Below are 16,930 nucleotides of genomic sequence, written 5' to 3'. Positions count from 1 at the left end.
TTTCAGCAGGAATGAGGAGGTCAAAGACCTTAAACCTACTGCTGCTCTGCCGAGCAGACTTTTTTTATGCCTATTGTAATCCGCAACTTGGGTTAATTACGTCTCCTCGATGAACAAAATTGCCGGACGGCGCTGCTGCATTTCAAGGGAGAAACGCTAACTGCTGCGTTTCCTTACACTAACTCGAAAAACGCCTCAGCTCCAGCCAACGCACAAGTTGCAGCTGGCTGGCATGAAAATCGGCGTATAATTGCTGGCAGGAATTACTTTCTTGTTGTTTTTCCTTAGCGTGAGCCTTTAGGCTACAAATGGCTGTTGCCAAAATAGGTCGATTGCTGGAGTTCTTGAAATAGTAAGTTAATTTGAGTCAATTTATGCAACATAAAATAAATTAATTATTATATGTTGTACGTACTTCTTTATTCTGATTCAAATTTAATTAGCTCTAATACAACTGTTTAAAGGTTATGAAAGATACCCTCACCGAGAAGCAAGCGCTTTTCCTTCAAATAGCAACTCAACTGGAACAGCATGGGCTTACCGTTTTCAACGAAGACGCTTCGCGCCCGTGGGGTGGTTTTTTTGTCATTGACGAAGGCCAGGCCCAGCAATTTGCTGATATTTTTTTCAGTGGCCTTTCAATTGAAAAGCTCCGCAAATCGGGGAAGCTGAGCCCCAAGGTGCTGCTGGTGGCACCGCATCAGCGCCTCTCGTGGCAGTATCACCACCGCCGGGCCGAAATCTGGCAAGTTGTGCAGGGGCCGGTGGGCGTGGCTACCAGCCCTAACGACGAGCAGGGAGAGGTGAAAACCTTCCAGTTAGGGGAGCGCATCGTCCTGCAGCAAGGCGAGCGGCATCGGTTGATTGGTCTCAATGAATGGGGCGTGCTGGCAGAAATCTGGCAGCACACCGACGCCCTCCATCCCTCCGATGAGGACGACATCGTGCGCGTGCAGGACGATTTCGGGCGCTAGACACTACAAGTGCTAAAAACCAAAAAAGGCTACCCCCCCAACGCCTGGCATTGCCAGGCGTTGGGGGGTAGCCTTTTTGGTTAGCAACGAATGGCTTAGCTGCCCGTTGCGTCAGGCTTTGCCTTCTTCAGGGCATCGGCCAGCGTCTGCTGCAGCTTGGCGCCGGAGTCGGCCGGGGCGGTTTCGGCTATTTTATACTCCTTCTGTAGCCTTTCCCATTCTTCAATGGGAATGAATATGCCGGTGATTTTGCCCTTCTCGTCTGACAGATATTTGATGTCCATGGCTGGGGATGGTGGGGTGAGGGAACAATGGGCGCCGCATGATGCGATGCTGACTCACTCGCCGGGGTGATACGTTTTTTCGGCGTTAGCCTTCACATCCTCGGGGTAGAATCGCACTTCTTTAAAACCGCCATTCGTGAACAGTTCGGCCTGGTCGGTGAAGTGCGGCGTGCCGGGGCGGCTGCTCTGGCCGCCCGTGACCACGGACCGGGCCTTGATGCGCGGCCCGAACTCGACCACGGCCACGAAGCTGTTGCCCACGGCGCCGTAGCGTTTCTTGGTGCCAGGGTAGGCGCGTGCCCCAAAGGCCGCCAACGAGCCCCAGGACGAGGACGTGAAAGCCACCGGCAGGCTGGGCTTTTGGTCGTCGTAGGTTTCCTGGATGTTGCCGGTTAGGCGCTGGAAGCGGTTGATGTCGCCCCAGGCGGTTTTCCAGGTGCCAAAGCTGCGCGTGAGGTCGTCCAGCGCTTCGGTTAGCGCGGCTACTTTTTCCTGCGGGCTGGTGTTGGCCAGGGCAAATTTGGTGAAGCTGATGTAGTCCTGCTGCGGCTGGGCGGAGGGCACGCGGGCCCGGGCCTTGGCCAGGAGCCGCTCGGCCCAATAGATGGCCACCGTCTGGGCCACGGAGGTTTTGCTGTAGTTGTGGTTCCAGGCGCGGAGCACTTCAATGGCTTCGGCTACGGCCGGCGCGGCGGCTTTTTCAGCCGAGGTGGGCTGGTAGGCCGTGAGCAGCGGCGGCAGCATGTCATCGAAAGCCGTGAGGTGCGGGTCGTTGGCGGCGGCAATCAGCGTGTCGAGCGTGAAGCTGGACTTGCGGCTGAGCACGCGCACGGCGTTGAGGCCGCGGTAGTTTTCGGCGTCCGGTGCCATGTATTCGGGGAATTTGGCGGCTGCTGGGCTGCTGGCGCCCGATACGGTGAACGGCGTCGAATTGCAGTTCTGAATGAAGCTGCTGGCCGGGTTGTGCACCTGCACCAGCTCGTTCACGCCGTGGAAGCCTTTCCACTCGGTAGCCGGGTTGCTGCCGTCTACCGGCTGGCTCCAGTCGAATTTGGCGTCGCGCTTCGGCATAAAATTGCCGTGCCAGTAGGCGATGCTGCCCTTGCTGTCGGCAAATACCGTGTTGTTGGAAGCGTTGCCGTTCAGCTTCATCACTTCCTGAAAGCTGGCGTAGCCGGTGGCCTTGGTGCGCAGGTACGACTGCTGCAGGGCGGCCAGCGGCTCGTTCATCATGCGCACAGCCACCCATTGGGCATCAGACTTCTGGCCCACAATGGGGCCGTGGTGGGTGCGGTACATGGTGTACTCGCGACGCAGAATTTTGGTGCCGTCGCGGTAGGGTAGCGACACTTTTTCCGCCTTCACCGGCCGCAGCTTGCCGCCATATTTATAGAAGAACGCGCCGTTCTTTTTCTCAATGGTTTCGAGGTACTCGTCCATCGAGTCGGCCTGGCTGGAGGTGTGCATCCAGCCGCAATTCTGGTTGAAGCCCTGGTACACGAAAAACTGGCCCCAGGTCACGGCGCCGTAGGCGTTCAGGCCCTGCTGGCTCACCATCTGCACTTCGGAGCGGAAGTAGAACGACGTGTGCGGGTTGATGAGCAGCAAAGCGTTGCCGCTGGCGCTTTTGCCGGGCGCAATGGCAAAGCCGTTGGAGCCCACCGGCTCCCGTTCCTTCTTCTCAAAGTCGGTATTTATCCACGAGCTGGACTTCTTCTGGCTGTAAAAGGCCTTCAGCCGCTCAATGCTCACCACGCTGATGTTGCCGCCGATGCTGCCCTCGCTGAATAGTAGCGGCATCCAGGGCTGGAAGCGACGCAGCAGCTTGGGCTTCACGGTGGGGTGGGTGGCGAGGTAATAGTTGGTGCCGGCCGCAAAGGCGTCGAGCAGCTTCTTCATCTCCACTGGCGTTTTCTTGTAGATGGCAATGGCCTGGGTGCTGTCCATAAACAGCCGGGCGCGCAGGTCGTGGGCCAGCGCCGCTTCGCCCTCCACCTCCGCCAGGCGGCCAATGGCGTCGAGGTAGTTCATCTCCACGCGGTCGAAATCGTCCTCGCACTGCGTGTACAGCAGCCCAAACACTGCGTCAGCGTCGGTCTTGCCATAAATGTGCGGCACACCATACGTATCGCGGGTAATGGATACCTGCTGGGCCTGCTGCTTCCAGCTGGCTAGCTCCGACGCACTGAATTTTTGCGCGTGGGCCGTGAACGCTGTAACCAAGGCAAGCGGCAGAAACAATGGACGCATAAAGTCTGGAATTGGGGTGATAGACGTTGCGAAAGTAAACGAAAAAGCCCCGGCCAGATGGCCGAGGCTTTAGAACGTTGTGCGTTATTCGCTTACGACGAGAACGACGAGCCGCAGCCGCAGGTGCTTTTGGCCTGGGGGTTGTTGAACACGAAGCCACGGGCGTTGAGGCCGTCCTGAAAGTCAACTTCCATGCCCAGCACGTACATGGCGTGCTTTTTATCCATGATGAGCTTCAGGCCGTCGAGGTCGTAGGTTTCGTCGGCGTCCTTGGCTTTGTCGAAGCCGAGCAGGTAGCTCATGCCCGAGCAGCCGCCGCCCTGCACGCCGATGCGCAGGCCGTAGTCGGCGGGCACATTCTTTTCCTGGATGATATTCTTCACCTCGACCACGGCACGGTCGGTGAGGGTGATGGGGGCGAGGGTGGCAACGGAAGCCATAATGAAAGACGATTTAAAACGAGGTGGAGGACAAAGATACGGCGGGCGCCGGAGTAGCCCGCCATGCAATATCAGGGGAGAAACAGCAGTTGGGGGGCGGTGGTTCACGGCGTAAGTTTGCAGCTTGCGCGGTGAGCGTTGGCTTGCCGCATTCCGTCAGATTATTATCATTACAGCAAGCCAACGCTTCCCTGCTTATGGATTCTACTACCTATTTATTCGACCTTCTGAAAATCATCCTGCCCGCCCTCATCGTGGCCGGCGCTATTTATTTGCTGTTCAAACAGTTTCTGGAAAAAGAGCAGCAGCGCCGGCTGATTGAGCTGCGGTTGGAAAGCAACAAAACCACCCTGCCACTCCGCCTGCAGGCTTACGAGCGGATAGTGATGCTGCTGGAGCGCATTTCGCCCAACAACATTCTCGTGCGCCTGAGCAGCGCCGGCCAGTCGGCCCCTGACTTCCACCGCCTGCTCCAGCAGGAAATCCGCGCCGAGTATGAGCACAACCTCTCCCAGCAGCTTTACATTTCCGGCGATGCCTGGACCCTGGTCAAAGAAGCCAAAGAAAACGTGCTGACCATGGTGAACCGCGCCTTCCACGGCATCCAAAACCCGGCCCAGGCCCGCGGCACCGAGCTAGCCAAGCGCATTCTGGAGGGCTTGATGATGGACGGCGCCGAGCCCACCGCCCAGGCATTGGCCGTGGTGAAGAACGAAGCCGCCGGGCTGTTTTAGTACGAACGAAAAAAATCCCCTCCTTACCAAGGAGGGGACGTTGAGCCTGCAGGCTCAACTGGGGTGGTTGAAGCGTTGGACAATACCCGAACGACGCATGCGCCAGTCGTTCAACGACCGCAACCACCCCAGCCGCGCTGCGCGCCAGCATCCCTTCCTCAACTGAGGAGGGGAGTTGTTGTTCTACACCGCCACGCCCACGGCCTCAATAGCCCGCTGGTAGCACTCTTCGTACAGCGGCACAATTTTCTCCACCGCAAACTCCTCGGCGCGGGCGCGGGCGGCGGCTTTGAAGCGGGGCAGGTTTTCGTCGTCGAGCACGAAAAGGGCATTTTTAACCATGTCCGCCACGTCGCCGATTTCGCTAATCATGCCGGTTACGCCGTGCACGTTCAGTTCGGGGATGCCGCCGGCGTTGGTGCTCACCACGGGTACTTCGCAGGCCATGGCTTCGAGGGCGGCGAGGCCGAAACTCTCGTTTTCGGAGGGCATCAGGAATAGGTCGCCCACGCTCAGCACTTCTTCCACGGCTTCGAGCTTGCCCAGGAAGCGCAGGTCGCGGTGCACGTCGAGGTCGCGGGCCATTTTTTCCATGCGGTTGCGGTCGGGGCCGTCGCCCACGAGTAGAAGCTTGGCCGGAATCTGCTCGCGCACGCCCACAAAAATCCGGAGCACGTCTTCCACCCGTTTCACGGTGCGGAAGTTGCTGGTGTGCACCAGCAGCTTCTCGCCTTCGGGCGCAATGGCGGCCCGGAAATGGGATTTCTCGTGCTTTTTAAAGCGGTGCAAGTCGATGAAGTTGGGAATGACGGTGATGTCCTTCTCCACCGCGAAATACTCGTAGGTTTCGCGCCGCAAATCGGCCGAAACGGACGTCACGCCGTCGCTCTGGTTAATGCTGAACGTGACCACTGGCTCGAAGCTGGCGTCTTTGCCCACCAGCGTGATGTCGGTGCCGTGCAGCGTGGTCACCACCGGAATCTGAATGCCGCGGGCCCGCAGAATCTGCTTGGCCATAAACGCCGCCGAGGCGTGTGGAATGGCATAATGCACGTGCAGCACGTCGAGCTTCTCGTTCTGCACAATGTCCACCATCTTGCTGGTCAGGGCCAGCTCGTAGGGCGGAAACTGGAAGAGCGGATAGGCCGGCACGTACACCTCGTGATAAAAGAGGTTTTCGTTGAAGAAGTCGAGCCGCACCGGTTGGCTATAGGTGATAAAGTGCACGCGGTGGCCGCGCTGGGCCAGGGCTTTGCCCAATTCCGTGGCCACCACGCCGGAGCCGCCAAACGTGGGATAACAGACGATGCCGATGTTCATAAGGGAGCTAACGCGAAAATGGGCGTCGCGTTCTGCCTAACCAGCATTGTTCCGAATTGTTGAACATTCGGCCTGCAGTATATCGGTTGCGGTTCGGGGCTACAGCTTCAAGAAATAAGTGCCCGTAAGCTGTACCACGCGGTTATAAGCCGCGTCGGCGTTGAAATCGTGGTAAGGAAAATCAGCAACGACGCCCTCAATGTGCGCCCGCTGCAACGTGACCAACCCTATTTGGTAGCCGAACTGCACCTGAACGGGCCCCCGCCGGTAGCCAATGCCGAAATTAACGCCCGCATCCAGGCGGGGATTGTGAACGTCGGAATCGTAGCGGATTTTCTCGTTGAAATGAAAAGGAGCAAACTTGGCAGATGGAGAAGCAGAGTAGCTGGTGCCCCGCTGCCGGCCACCCAGGCCCAGTGCCGCATATGGCCCGGCAAAAAGCTGGACGCCGCGCACCGTATATACGAAGTTCACCGGAAGCTCAAGCCAGTTGTAACGGTTGGTACTATAGGTAGAGGTACCGGATTGACTAAAAGAAGAAGTTGTATTGAGATACTCGCCTTTTTGCGAGAATAACAGAGCTGGCTGCAGGGCAAACCTGCCAAATCCTATTTCCAGCACGGCCCCCGTCTGCCAAGAATAAATGGCGGAATTATCAACCGAATAACTAAAACCTAGCAAGCTAGTGCTCGTGCTAGCGGCATCTAGCGTGGTCGTGGCCCGGTTCAGTCCGCCACGTATGCCCAGTTTGTAAGTGGGTTGGGCCGCGACCGTGGCCGCACTCAGCAGCGTAGCTAGGAATAATAGAGTAAAGCGCAGCATCGGAAGGCACGAATAAGTGAACAACATCACCCTGACCACCAGCCCCGCCCCACGGTTGCGCGGGGCTTAGTTTTTCGCGCTGCCCGCCGCCATCGACTTATAAATCACGTCGTGAATGCGGGTGCGGATGTTGTACTGCCGCAGCTTGTTGTTGCCCGCGTCCGGGTACACGCGGTTCGATAGGAAGATGTAGAGAATATTGTTTTCGGGGTCCATCCATACGCAGGTACCGGTGAAGCCGGTGTGGCCGAAGGTGCTGGCCGGCGACAGGTTGCTGGTGGGGCCGGAGGGCTTGCTGGGGTCGCCGTGGTCCCAGCCCAGGCTGTGGCGGTTGCCGGCCACGCGGCTTCGGGCAAATTCTGTCACCACCGGACTCTGGAAATACTGGGCGCCGCCGTAGCGACCGTTTTGCAGATTCATCTGCATGAGCACCGCTAGGTCGTTGGCGGTGGCGAACAGGCCGGCGTGGCCGCCTACCCCGCCCACCAGGGCCGCCGTCTGGTCGTGCACGGTGCCTTGCAGCTGCTCGCGCCGGTAGTACGTGTCGTTCTCAGTGGGGGCAATACAGCTTTTGGGAAAGCGCTGCAGCGGGTTGTAGGTCATACTCCCCAGGCCCAGGGGCCGGTAAAAGTTGGCCTGCAGAAAGTTTTCCAGCGGCTGCTTCAGGAGCTTTTCGCACACCCGCTTCATCACAATAAAGCTCAGGTCGGAGTACTCAATGGGGTATTTGCCCTTGATTTTGGGCATCAGGCTCGAGCGCATGGTCCAGGCCCACACCGAGTCGTCGGCCGCTTTGGTGCTGTACTCGCCGGGTATTACTTCGTTGGGAAAGTCCTCGGAGCGCGTGCTGGCGTAGAAAGTAGGCTTCAGCCCGCGGCTGGTGATGGTGCGTTCCCAGGTTGGAATGCCCGGCTTGAGCCCCGCCTGGTGCATGAGCACGTCGCGGATGGTCATCTCGCGCTTGTTGGTGCGCGTGAGCTCGGGCAAATAGGCAGCCACTTTGGCGTCCAAATCCAGCCTGCCCTGGTCCCGGAGGTACATCACCGCCTGCAGTGTGCCGGCTACTTTGGTCACCGAGGCCAGGTCGTACAAGGTGCTGCTGGTCACGGGCTGCGACTGGTCGTAGGTGCAGTAGCCGTAGCTCTGGTCGAATACCACGGTGCCGTTGCGGGCCACCAGCACCTGGCAGCCGGGGGCGGCGGCGTAGGTCTGGCTTTCCAGGGCAATGTTATCAATTTGGGCCATTACGCGCGAGCTCAAGCCCTGGCTCTCGGGAGTGCCGTAGCGCAGGCGCTTCAGGTCGGGCGTAGCAATGCCAGTGGCTACTTTGAGGGTGGGCGACACCGTGACCGGCAGCTTGCCCCGGGCGGGCAGGGCCCCGAACAGGATTTGCGGCACCACCAGCTGCGCCGCGTAGTGGTCCTCGTAGCCGCAGACCAGGGTGCGGGCATTCTCCAGGTATTTCAGGCCGTAGGCGTTGCCCATGGCCACCACCACCGTCTTCAATTTGGGATTGGCCTGCAGTTGCTTGATGAACCGCAAGGCCCCGTCGCCCATACCGTAGCTGTGACTGGGCGTGTTGTTCATGCTGTGCAGGCTCACCACCACCACGTTGTAGCCCGCCAGCCGGGAGGCAATGCGGGTAAAGGTGGAGTCGTCGGCGTAGCGGTTGGGTACGGCGTACACCGCGCCGGGCTGGTACTTGTTGAAAATAGTGGCGTACGGCCCCTCCGCCTGGGTGCCAATGGTGATGGCCGCAATGCGCAGGGTATCCAGCCGCTGAAAGGGCAGGAGCTTGTCGTCGTTCTTCACCACCGTTACGGCGTGCTCAAAAATGCTCTGGGCCAGTGCTTTGGTATTGGGCTGGTTGAGGCTATCGCGCAGCGTGGCCAGCCGCGCTGGCTGGTACTTCGACAACCCGGCCCAGTGCTTCACCCGCAATATTTTCTTGATGCGGAAGTCCAGGTCCGCCTGGTTCAGCTTGCCGGCGGCCACCGCCTCCTGAATGCGGAGCAGCGCCGCCGGCACGTCTTCCGAAAACAGCAGCACGTCGTTGCCGGCGGCCAGGGCCATGGCGTCAAGCTCGCCGTCTTTGTAGAGCTTGCTCACGCTCTTCATATTAAGCGCATCCGTGAAGGTCAGGCCTTTAAAGCCCATCTTGGTCTTCAGCAGGTCCGTTACCAGGGCTTTCGAGAGGGTCGTGGTTTTGGCGTTGGTCGTGTCGAAGAGCGGCATGTAGAGGTGAGCCACCATCACGCCCATCACGCCGGCCTCGAAGGACTGCTGAAACGGCACCAGGTCCACTTTGGTCAGGCGGGCCAGGTCGGTGTTGATGACCGGCAGGGCCACGTGGGAGTCGGTGTCGGTATCACCGTGGCCGGGGAAGTGCTTGGCCACGGCCATCACACTGTGTTCCTGCAACCCCTTGATATACTGCACGCCCAGCTTGGACACCCGCTCCTGGTCTTCGCCAAACGAGCGGTTGCCAATGACGGGGTTGCCGGGGTTGGAGTTCACGTCGAGCACCGGCGCGAAGCTGATGTGCACGCCCAGGGCTCGCATTTTGCGGGCAATGTCGCGGCCCATCTGATACACGTATTTGGGGTCGTCCATGGCGCCCAGCGTCATCTGCTTGGCGTAGTGGGCCGAGGAATCGAGGCGCATGTCGAGGCCCCATTCGGCGTCCATGGCAATGAGCAGCGGCACCCGGGCCGCGGCCTGAAATCGGTTGGTGAGCAGAGCCTGACGCTTGGGCCCGCCCTGCAGAAACATCACCCCACCAATGGCCTGGCTGCGTATCAGGCGCTCGATGCGGTCGGCGTGGCTGCGCTCCTTGTTGGAATACGCGGCCACCATAAACAACTGGCCCAGGCGCTGCTCTGGCGTGAGTGAGTTGAACACGCTGTCCACCCACGCGGCTTCGGCTGGCGAGGCGGGCAGCGGGTCGGCGGGCAGCTTGGGATTTTCGGAAAACGACAGCAGCAGGCCCGTGGCCAGCAGCAAAGCAAATAAGCCGAGCTGGAGAGGGATGCGCATCAGCCCCGTGGGGTTGGTGGGTAAGTTCAAGGGCAAACGGGCCGCGAAGGGCGTACTTTTGTCGTGGTTAACAGCGGAACTTGCCGCGTGGGTTTGGAGGTTCCAAACGTAGCGGACTTCGATGCGAAATGACGACGGCACTGCCGCAAAATTTCATACCAAAGTGGCGCTATTTAGCCGCGAAGGTACGCAGAAAACCTCGTGTGGGGTTTGAAACTCGGCTGATTTTCAGTTATCGACGGGCACGTTTCGGCTTGTTCGCGTGCTGGTTAAGTATTTTTTGTTTCCTCCTGCGCAAGCTGAAGCGTGCGCTCTCGTCCCATGCCTGATATTATCCACCTGCTGCCCGAGTACCTCGCCAACCAGATTGCGGCCGGCGAGGTGGTGCAGCGCCCCGCCTCCGTGGTGAAGGAGTTGCTGGAAAACGCCGTGGATGCCGGCGCCACCCAGGTGCAGCTCATTGTGAAAGAGGCCGGTAAGCAGCTCGTGCAGGTGGTGGACAACGGCGCCGGCATGAGTCCCACCGATGCCCGCATGAGCCTGGAGCGCCACGCCACCAGCAAAATCCGCTCGACCGAGGACCTGTTCCGCATCCGCACTCTGGGCTTCCGGGGCGAGGCCCTGGCGAGCATTGCGGCGGTGGCCCAGGTTGAAATCCGCACCAAGCAGCGTGAGTACGACACCGGCACGCTGCTGCTCGTGGAAGGCTCGCAGGTGACCAGCCAGCAGCCCACCGCCTGCCCCGACGGCACCAGCATCGCGGTCAAAAACCTGTTTTTCAACGTGCCGGCCCGGCGCAACTTCCTCAAGAGCAACGCCGTGGAAATGCGGCACATTCTCGACGAGTTTCAGCACGTGGCCCTGGCCAACCCGCAGGTGGCCTTCTCGCTCTACCAGAACGAGCTGGAAGTGTTTGGCCTGCCCGCCGGCAAGCTGAGCCAGCGCATTGTGGCGCTGCTGGGCAACGGCTACAAGGAGCAGCTCGCGGCCTGCGAGGAAGTAACGCACTCCATTGCCGTGAAGGGATTTGTGGGCAAGCCCGAATCGAGCAAGAAAAGCCGGGGCGACCAGTTCTTCTTCGTTAACAACCGCTTCATTCGCTCGGCCTATCTCAACCACGCCGTGCTGGCCGCTTACGAGGGCCTGCTGGCCCGCGACACGCACCCGTTCTACGTGCTGTTTCTGGAGCTGGACCCCAAGGCCATCGACATCAACGTGCACCCGACCAAGACGGAAATTAAATTTGAGGACGAGAAAACGGTGTACGCCGTGGTGCGCGCGGCCGTGAAGCAGAGCCTGGGCCTGCACAACATCGCGCCCTCGCTGGACTTCGACGGCGACGTGAACTTTGCGCCCATCCGGCCGTTGCGGACGGGCAAGGGCACGGGCCTGGTGCCCACCGAGGCCGACGACCACCTGCCCGCCGCTACCGCCGCCGACCGCGCCGCCAGCAGCGACGGCTACCGCCCTGATGCCCTGGCGGCATCGGCCGCCGCGGCGCCGCGGCGGCCGCGTCCCGCGTGCCAGCAGGGCCATCGGGCTTCTCCAGCTTTAATTCCGATACCCGCCGCGACGGCTACGAGCGCCAGCTGCCGCCGCGTCCTACCGAGCAGGCCCGCCGGGAGCTGGAAGCTTTCTACCGCGAGCTGGGCCAGCCCGTGAAGGACCAGCCCACGCTGGACAGCGCCACCATGCGCAGCTTCGAAACGCCCGCTATCAGCAACCCAGCGGCCGGACCCGCGGCCGATTTGTCGCTGGGGCTGGCCATGCCGGAGGGTTCCCCGGTCCGGCCCGTGGCGGGCCGCGAGCGGGAAGGCAGCGGCTCGGGCAGCCGGGCCGTGCAGGTGCAGCAGCGCTACGTGCTAGTGCCGGTGAAGTCGGGCGTGCTGCTCATCGACCAGGAAGCGGCCCGCGAGCGGATTCTGTACGAGCAGTACCGCCAGGAGCTCAGCCGGGCCGTGGGCACGTCCCAGACGCTGCTGTTCCCGCGCACCGTCACGTTCAGCCCCGCCGATTTTGCCATGCTGCGCGAGCTCACCGAGCCGCTGCACGCGCTGGGCTTCATCTTTGTGGAGTTCGGGCCCAATACCATTGCCGTGGAGGCCATTCCGGCGGGCATGCCCGCCCAGGACGAGAAGGACCTGCTGGAAAGCCTGATTGAGCAGTTCCGGAACACGGCCGGGCCGCTCAAATTCGACCAGAGCGAGAGCCTGGCCCGGGCGCTGGCCCGCCGCGTGGCGGCCGGCACCGCAGCCACCCGCCTGCCCGAAACCGAGCTGAGCGCCCTGGCCGACCGCCTGTTTGCCTGCCAAACGCCCGGCTACACCCCCGACGGCCGCAAAACGCTGGTGCTGCTGGACGGGCAGCAGCTGGCCGATTTTTTCCGTAAGTAACCTTTCCATTCCTTCGCCGCTTTACCAAAGCCCCGCGCTCGCCGCTAGCTTTGCCCGCACTACTTCCGCTCATCGACTCTCCGCCCTGTTGGGTGGAGCCACCCACCGCTTCATGTTCAACCTGACCCCCACGGTTCGCAACCTGCTTATTGCGAACGTTTTGTTTTTTCTGGCGCAACAGAATTTTCTGCCTTTACTGACTCAGGTGGGCAGCCTGTACCCCATCGGCTCGCCCTACTTCTACCCCTGGCAGTTCTTCACCTACATGTTTTTGCACGCCGGCTGGGGCCACTTGCTGGCCAACATGTTCGGCCTGATATCGTTTGGGCCATTGCTGGAGCAGCGCTGGGGCGCCTCGCGCTTCCTCACGTTCTGGCTCGTGTGCGGGGTAGGGGCGGGCGTGCTCTACGAAGGCGTGCGGGCCTACGAAATTAACCAGTTTGAAACCGCCTACACGGAAGTGCGCCAAAGCATGAACGCCGTCGACTACGACACTTTCATGGAAAAAAGCGGGCTGAAGCAGCCGAGCGACGAGGCCGCGGCCAGCGCCCTGGAGCGCAGCCCCAACGACGAATCCCTGCGCCAGGCCATGGTGGAGCAGGTGGATAGGGTGCACCAGTACGTGACTTCCCGGGCTGCTGGCATGTTGGGCGCTTCCGGAGCCCTGTTTGGGCTGCTGTTCGCCTTCGCGTACCTGTTCCCCAACACCGAACTGATGCTGCTGTTTTTTCCGTTTCCCATCAAAGCCAAGTATTTCGTCTTTCTGTATGCGGCCTACGAGCTGTATGCCGGGGTGCACCGTACCCCCGGCGACAACGTGGCCCACTTCGCCCACCTCGGCGGCCTGGTCATCGGGTTTGTCGTACTCAAATTCTGGGAGAACGGCCGCGAGCGGTTCTACTAGAACCCCGGCGTGCGGGCCAGCTGCTATTTTTTGATAATCACCCTATCGGTTTACTTAGAGACATGAGCATCGTTCAAGATATCCGCACCGCTTTTAGCCGCCGCGACAATGCCCTCATGCAGCTCATTTTGCTGAATGTGCTGGTGTTTGCGGGCCTTATTGTGCTGCGCGCCATCCTCACCGTGAGCGGTGCCAGTGCCTACTACCCGCCGGTGCTGCTGCAGTTTGCGCTGTCGTCGGAGCTGCCGGTGCTGCTCCGCCACCCCTGGACGCTGCTCACCTACGCCTTCACGCACGAAGGCTTCTTTCACATCCTGTTCAACCTGCTGAATATGTATTGGTTCGGCCAGTTGCTGCGCGAATACCTCGGCGACCGTCGCCTCGTGAGCATCTACGTGCTGGGTGCATTGGCCGGCGCCGCCATTTACCTGCTGAGCTACAACCTGCTGCCCGGCTTCCGGACCCAGTTGGGGTCCGTGGTGGGCGCTTCGGCCGCCGTCACGGCCATCATCGTGGCCGCCGCCACGCTGCTGCCCGACTACACGTTCACGCTGATTCTTATCGGCCCGGTTAAGATTAAATGGATTGCGGCCGTAGTGGTATTGGTTTCCATTGCGGGCATCAACGGCGGCAACGCGGGCGGGGAAATAACCCACCTGGGCGGCGCACTGGTGGGCTTTTTGTTCATCAAGCAACTGCAGGCCGGCCGTGATTTGGGCCGGCCAGTGCAGGCCGTGGGCAACTTTTTCGCCCGAATATTCGCCCGCCGGCCCACTATGAGCGTGAGCAGCACCCGCCGCCCCGAACCCGTGACGGCCTCTTCCGCCAGCGGCGGCAAGAAGGCCGCCGTGGCCAACCAGCCATTGCAGGACGAAATCGACTTGATTCTGGACAAGATTTCCCGCTCCGGCTACGAGAGCCTCTCCAAGGACGAAAAGCAAAAGCTGTTCCGGGCCAGCCAGCAGTAAAGGCCCAGTGCGTTTCAGCGTCCGCGCCGTTACGAGCCGAGACGCGAAACAGTGCATCTCCATTCCGTATTGGATAAAGCAACAAAAAAGGCCCCGCCGGAAATACCGTCGGGGCCTTTCTACTGCTTGAAAAAGGGCAGTTACGCGGGCTGGCCCATCTTGTCCAGGGCGTCCATTACTTCCTTCACGTGGCCGCGTGAGGTTTCGAGCATGACCTTCTCTTCGTCGTTGAGCTGCAATTCAATCACGCGCTCCACGCCGTTTTTGCCAAGGATAACCGGGGCACCGAGGTACACGCCGTTGATGCCGTACTCGCCCTGCAGCTCCAGGCACACAGGGAACACGCGGCGCTGGTCGCGCACGATGGCTTCTACCATTTGGGCCGCGGCCGCGCCGGGCGCATACCACGCCGAGGTGCCCATGAGCTTCACCAACTCGCCGCCACCGTTTTTAGTGCGGTCCACAATGGCATCAAGCTCAGCCTTGCCGATGAGCTCGGTAACGGGAATGCCGCCCACGGTGGTGTAGCGGGGCAGGGGCACCATGGTGTCGCCGTGGCCACCCATTAGCACCGCCTGAATGTCCTTGGGGCTCACGTTCAGGGCCTCGGCCAGGAAGGCCCGGTAGCGGGCCGTGTCGAGGATGCCGGCCATGCCGAATACCTTTTCGCGGGGCAGCTTGGAGGTGAGGTGCGCCTGGTAGGTCATCACGTCGAGCGGGTTGCTTACGATGATGATGATGGCATTGGGCGAGTATTTAACCACCTGCTCGGTTACCGACTTCACGATGCCGGAGTTCACCGAAATCAGGTCGTCGCGGCTCATGCCGGGCTTGCGGGGCAGGCCCGAGGTGATAACCACCACGTCGGAATCGGCGGTGCGGGCGTAGTCGTTGGTCACGCCCACCGTGCGCGTATCGTAACCGATAATCGGCGCTTTCTGCCAGATATCCAGGGCTTTGCCTTCGGCTACGCCTTCTTTGATGTCGAGTAGCACAACTTCGTTAGCAATTTCACGGGTGGCGAGCACATCGGCGCAAGTTGCGCCCACGTTGCCGGCTCCGACTACGGTAACTTTCATAGGAGAAGGTGTTGGGGTTGGGAATTACTGGGGCAAAAGTAACGCTCACATCGTAACTACCGCTGATGTGGTCGTGCGGGCTCGTGCTACTGCGCTACATCCGCTGCACGGTGAGCACCTGCTCCGTGGCCTCCTCCACCTTAAAACGGTCATCCACGCGCCAGCCCACCACCCAGCAGATTTTGCCGTCGGCCGAAGTCAGCACGCGCACGTCGTCTTTGAGGTTGAGGGGCACTTTCTGGTCAATGAGGAAGTCGCTGAGCAGCTTTTTGCCTTTCATGCCCAGCGGCATAAACCAGTCGCCATCCTGCCACTTGCGCAGCGTGAGGGGGAATTTGATTTTATCAGCATCGAACGCCGCCGTGCTTTTCGAGCGCGGGATGATGAAGTGCTTCGCATCCTCGTGCAGCTCGGCCTTCAGGCGCATGCCGTCGGCCAGCAGGTCGGTTTGGTCCGCCGTGAGCTGGAAGGTGCCGAACTGCGTGAGCCGCCGCGGGGTGATGACCAGGTTTTCGCGGTCTTTAACCAGCCGGTGCGTGGGCGAGTCGAAGCGCCGGCCGCTTTCGCCGGGGAAAGCCGCCACGATGTCCTTCACCATGAGCCAGGAAAAGCCGAATGGCCGCAGCATCTCGTGCAGCACCAACGTGGTGGCGGCAGTTTTTTGCAGCGTGGCAATGTTGAGGTAGGTCACCTCGGCGTCGTCGCGGCGGGCCTGGGCGGTGGTGTCGGCCACGTAGCGGCGCACAATTTCTTCGGCGCCGCCCACGCGCTCGGCCGTGCCGTGCATGGTCTGGTCGAGATTGGGGTTGATTTCGCGCAGCACGGGTAGCACCTCAATGCGCAGCAGGTTGCGCTGGTACACGGGACTGTCGTTGCTGTCGTCTTCGCGCCAGCGCAGGCCGCGCTCCACCAGGTAGTCGTGCAGGTCGTCGCGGCCCACGCCCAGCAGCGGGCGCACCACGCGCCCGTTTTTCACCTGAATGCCGTGCAGGCCGGCCAGGCCGGTGCCGTGGGTGAGGTTGAGCAGCATGGTTTCGGCCTCGTCGCGCTGGTGGTGGGCCGTGGCGACGTACGCCAGGTCCTGCGTCTGGCGCACCTGCTCAAACCAGCGGTAGCGCAGGAAGCGGGCCGCCATTTGGGTCGAAATCCCTTCCTGCCCGGCAAACTCTTTGGTCTGGAAAAACTCGGCGAAGTAGGGGAAGCCGTACTGCTTGGCCAGCTTGCGCACAAACTGCTCGTCGGCGTCCGCGTCTTCGCCGCGCAGCCCAAAGTGGCAGTGCGCCACCGCCACCTGAACCCCCAGGCGGTGTAGCATGTCTAACAAGACCACTGAATCGAGCCCGCCGCTCACGGCGACCAGAACGGCATCATTTTCGATGGAAAAAAGGGCGTGCTCCTCAATGAAGCGGCGAATGATATCGAGCATGGTAAACAACGTATTAGGCAAAGCCTTCGCGGGAAGCCCCACCCCCAGTTCCTCTCTAAAAGAAAGGGGCTGGGGGTGGGGCTCCCTGCGGGAGGTTCCCCGCGGGTACTACAGCGCAAAGATGGCCGTTAGCGCGGGCCCGGTCCGTACCTTTGACTTCCGAATGTCCTTCACCCGCTTTTTTTTCCTGTTTTTTCTGCTGCTGCCCTTGTGCGGGCAGGCACAACGCCAGGCCCTGCCCCCGAGCATGGGTGGCACGCCCGCGGCACCGGTGGCCCGGCCCCAGCCGCTCCCGCGCCG

At 60.8% G+C, this 16,930-nt stretch carries 13 protein-coding genes and 1 pseudogene; 6 read left to right on the top strand and 8 right to left on the bottom strand.

The genetic code is table 11. The annotated features are described in order from the left end of the window. Positions 1–467 precede the first annotated feature (467 nt). Positions 468–974, top strand: coding sequence for a cupin domain-containing protein (locus BEN47_RS16140; RefSeq protein ID WP_070729688.1), 507 nt, complete (start codon positions 468–470; stop codon positions 972–974). Between the two features lie 95 nt (positions 975–1,069). On the opposite strand, the gene BEN47_RS16135 is transcribed toward BEN47_RS16140, so the two are convergent. From BEN47_RS16135 to BEN47_RS16125, 3 genes are all read right to left on the bottom strand, one after another. Beyond that, positions 1,070–1,258, bottom strand: a complete 189-nt coding sequence (locus tag BEN47_RS16135; protein ID WP_070729686.1) for a hypothetical protein — start codon at positions 1,256–1,258, stop codon at positions 1,070–1,072. Between the two features lie 54 nt (positions 1,259–1,312). Continuing rightward, positions 1,313–3,508 carry a penicillin acylase family protein gene (locus BEN47_RS16130; RefSeq protein ID WP_070729684.1) on the bottom strand — a complete coding sequence of 732 codons (2,196 nt, stop codon included), beginning with the start codon at positions 3,506–3,508 and terminating at the stop codon, positions 1,313–1,315. 92 nt (positions 3,509–3,600) lie between these two features. Continuing rightward, on the bottom strand, positions 3,601–3,948 hold the full coding sequence (locus BEN47_RS16125) for a HesB/IscA family protein (RefSeq protein WP_070729683.1): 348 nt from the start codon (positions 3,946–3,948) through the stop codon (positions 3,601–3,603). Positions 3,949–4,145: 197 nt separating this feature from the next. Between BEN47_RS16125 and BEN47_RS16120 the strand changes: the two genes are divergently transcribed. Next, positions 4,146–4,682 carry a DUF7935 family protein gene (locus BEN47_RS16120; RefSeq protein ID WP_070729681.1) on the top strand — a complete coding sequence of 179 codons (537 nt, stop codon included), beginning with the start codon at positions 4,146–4,148 and terminating at the stop codon, positions 4,680–4,682. Positions 4,683–4,865: 183 nt separating this feature from the next. On the opposite strand, the gene bshA is transcribed toward BEN47_RS16120, so the two are convergent. The 3 genes from bshA to BEN47_RS16105 all read right to left on the bottom strand — a co-directional run bounded on the left by bshA (position 4,866) and on the right by BEN47_RS16105 (position 9,890). Beyond that, a complete protein-coding gene (gene bshA / locus BEN47_RS16115; protein WP_070729679.1) occupies positions 4,866–6,002 on the bottom strand; it encodes an N-acetyl-alpha-D-glucosaminyl L-malate synthase BshA in 1,137 nt (378 codons plus the stop codon). A 99-nt stretch (positions 6,003–6,101) separates the two neighbouring features. Further along, a complete protein-coding gene (locus tag BEN47_RS20445) occupies positions 6,102–6,824 on the bottom strand; it encodes an outer membrane beta-barrel protein (protein WP_239691642.1) in 723 nt (240 codons plus the stop codon). A gap of 66 nt (positions 6,825–6,890) precedes the next feature. After that, positions 6,891–9,890, bottom strand: coding sequence for a serine hydrolase domain-containing protein (locus BEN47_RS16105; RefSeq protein WP_239691641.1), 3,000 nt, complete (start codon positions 9,888–9,890; stop codon positions 6,891–6,893). A gap of 291 nt (positions 9,891–10,181) precedes the next feature. Here BEN47_RS16105 and mutL point away from each other — a divergent pair. The 4 genes and pseudogenes from mutL to BEN47_RS16085 all read left to right on the top strand — a co-directional run. Beyond that, positions 10,182–11,207 (top strand): annotated as a pseudogene (gene mutL, locus BEN47_RS16100) (DNA mismatch repair endonuclease MutL); the annotation flags it as partial. Between the two features lie 173 nt (positions 11,208–11,380). Next, positions 11,381–12,253, top strand: coding sequence for a DNA mismatch repair MutL family protein (locus BEN47_RS22300; protein WP_125921724.1), 873 nt, complete (start codon positions 11,381–11,383; stop codon positions 12,251–12,253). Positions 12,254–12,365: 112 nt separating this feature from the next. Further along, the gene (locus tag BEN47_RS16090) at positions 12,366–13,157 is read left to right on the top strand and encodes a rhomboid family intramembrane serine protease (protein ID WP_070729691.1); all 792 of its coding nucleotides are present in this window, start codon (positions 12,366–12,368) and stop codon (positions 13,155–13,157) included. A 62-nt stretch (positions 13,158–13,219) separates the two neighbouring features. Then, on the top strand, positions 13,220–14,125 hold the full coding sequence (locus BEN47_RS16085; protein WP_070729674.1) for a rhomboid family intramembrane serine protease: 906 nt from the start codon (positions 13,220–13,222) through the stop codon (positions 14,123–14,125). A 140-nt stretch (positions 14,126–14,265) separates the two neighbouring features. Here BEN47_RS16085 and mdh read toward each other — a convergent pair whose 3' ends face one another. Together mdh and tilS are read right to left on the bottom strand one after the other, a co-directional pair. After that, positions 14,266–15,204, bottom strand: a complete 939-nt coding sequence (gene mdh / locus BEN47_RS16080) for a malate dehydrogenase (protein ID WP_070729673.1) — start codon at positions 15,202–15,204, stop codon at positions 14,266–14,268. Positions 15,205–15,298: 94 nt separating this feature from the next. Then, positions 15,299–16,630, bottom strand: coding sequence for a tRNA lysidine(34) synthetase TilS (tilS, locus tag BEN47_RS16075; protein WP_070729671.1), 1,332 nt, complete (start codon positions 16,628–16,630; stop codon positions 15,299–15,301). Positions 16,631–16,930: the final 300 nt, after the last annotated feature.

The sequence above is a fragment of the Hymenobacter lapidarius genome, assembly GCF_001816145.1.
Taxonomy (GTDB): Bacteria; Bacteroidota; Bacteroidia; order Cytophagales; family Hymenobacteraceae; genus Hymenobacter; species Hymenobacter lapidarius.
The sequence above is the reverse complement of the archived record's forward strand: the minus strand, read 5'-3'. Positions and strand labels throughout refer to the sequence as shown.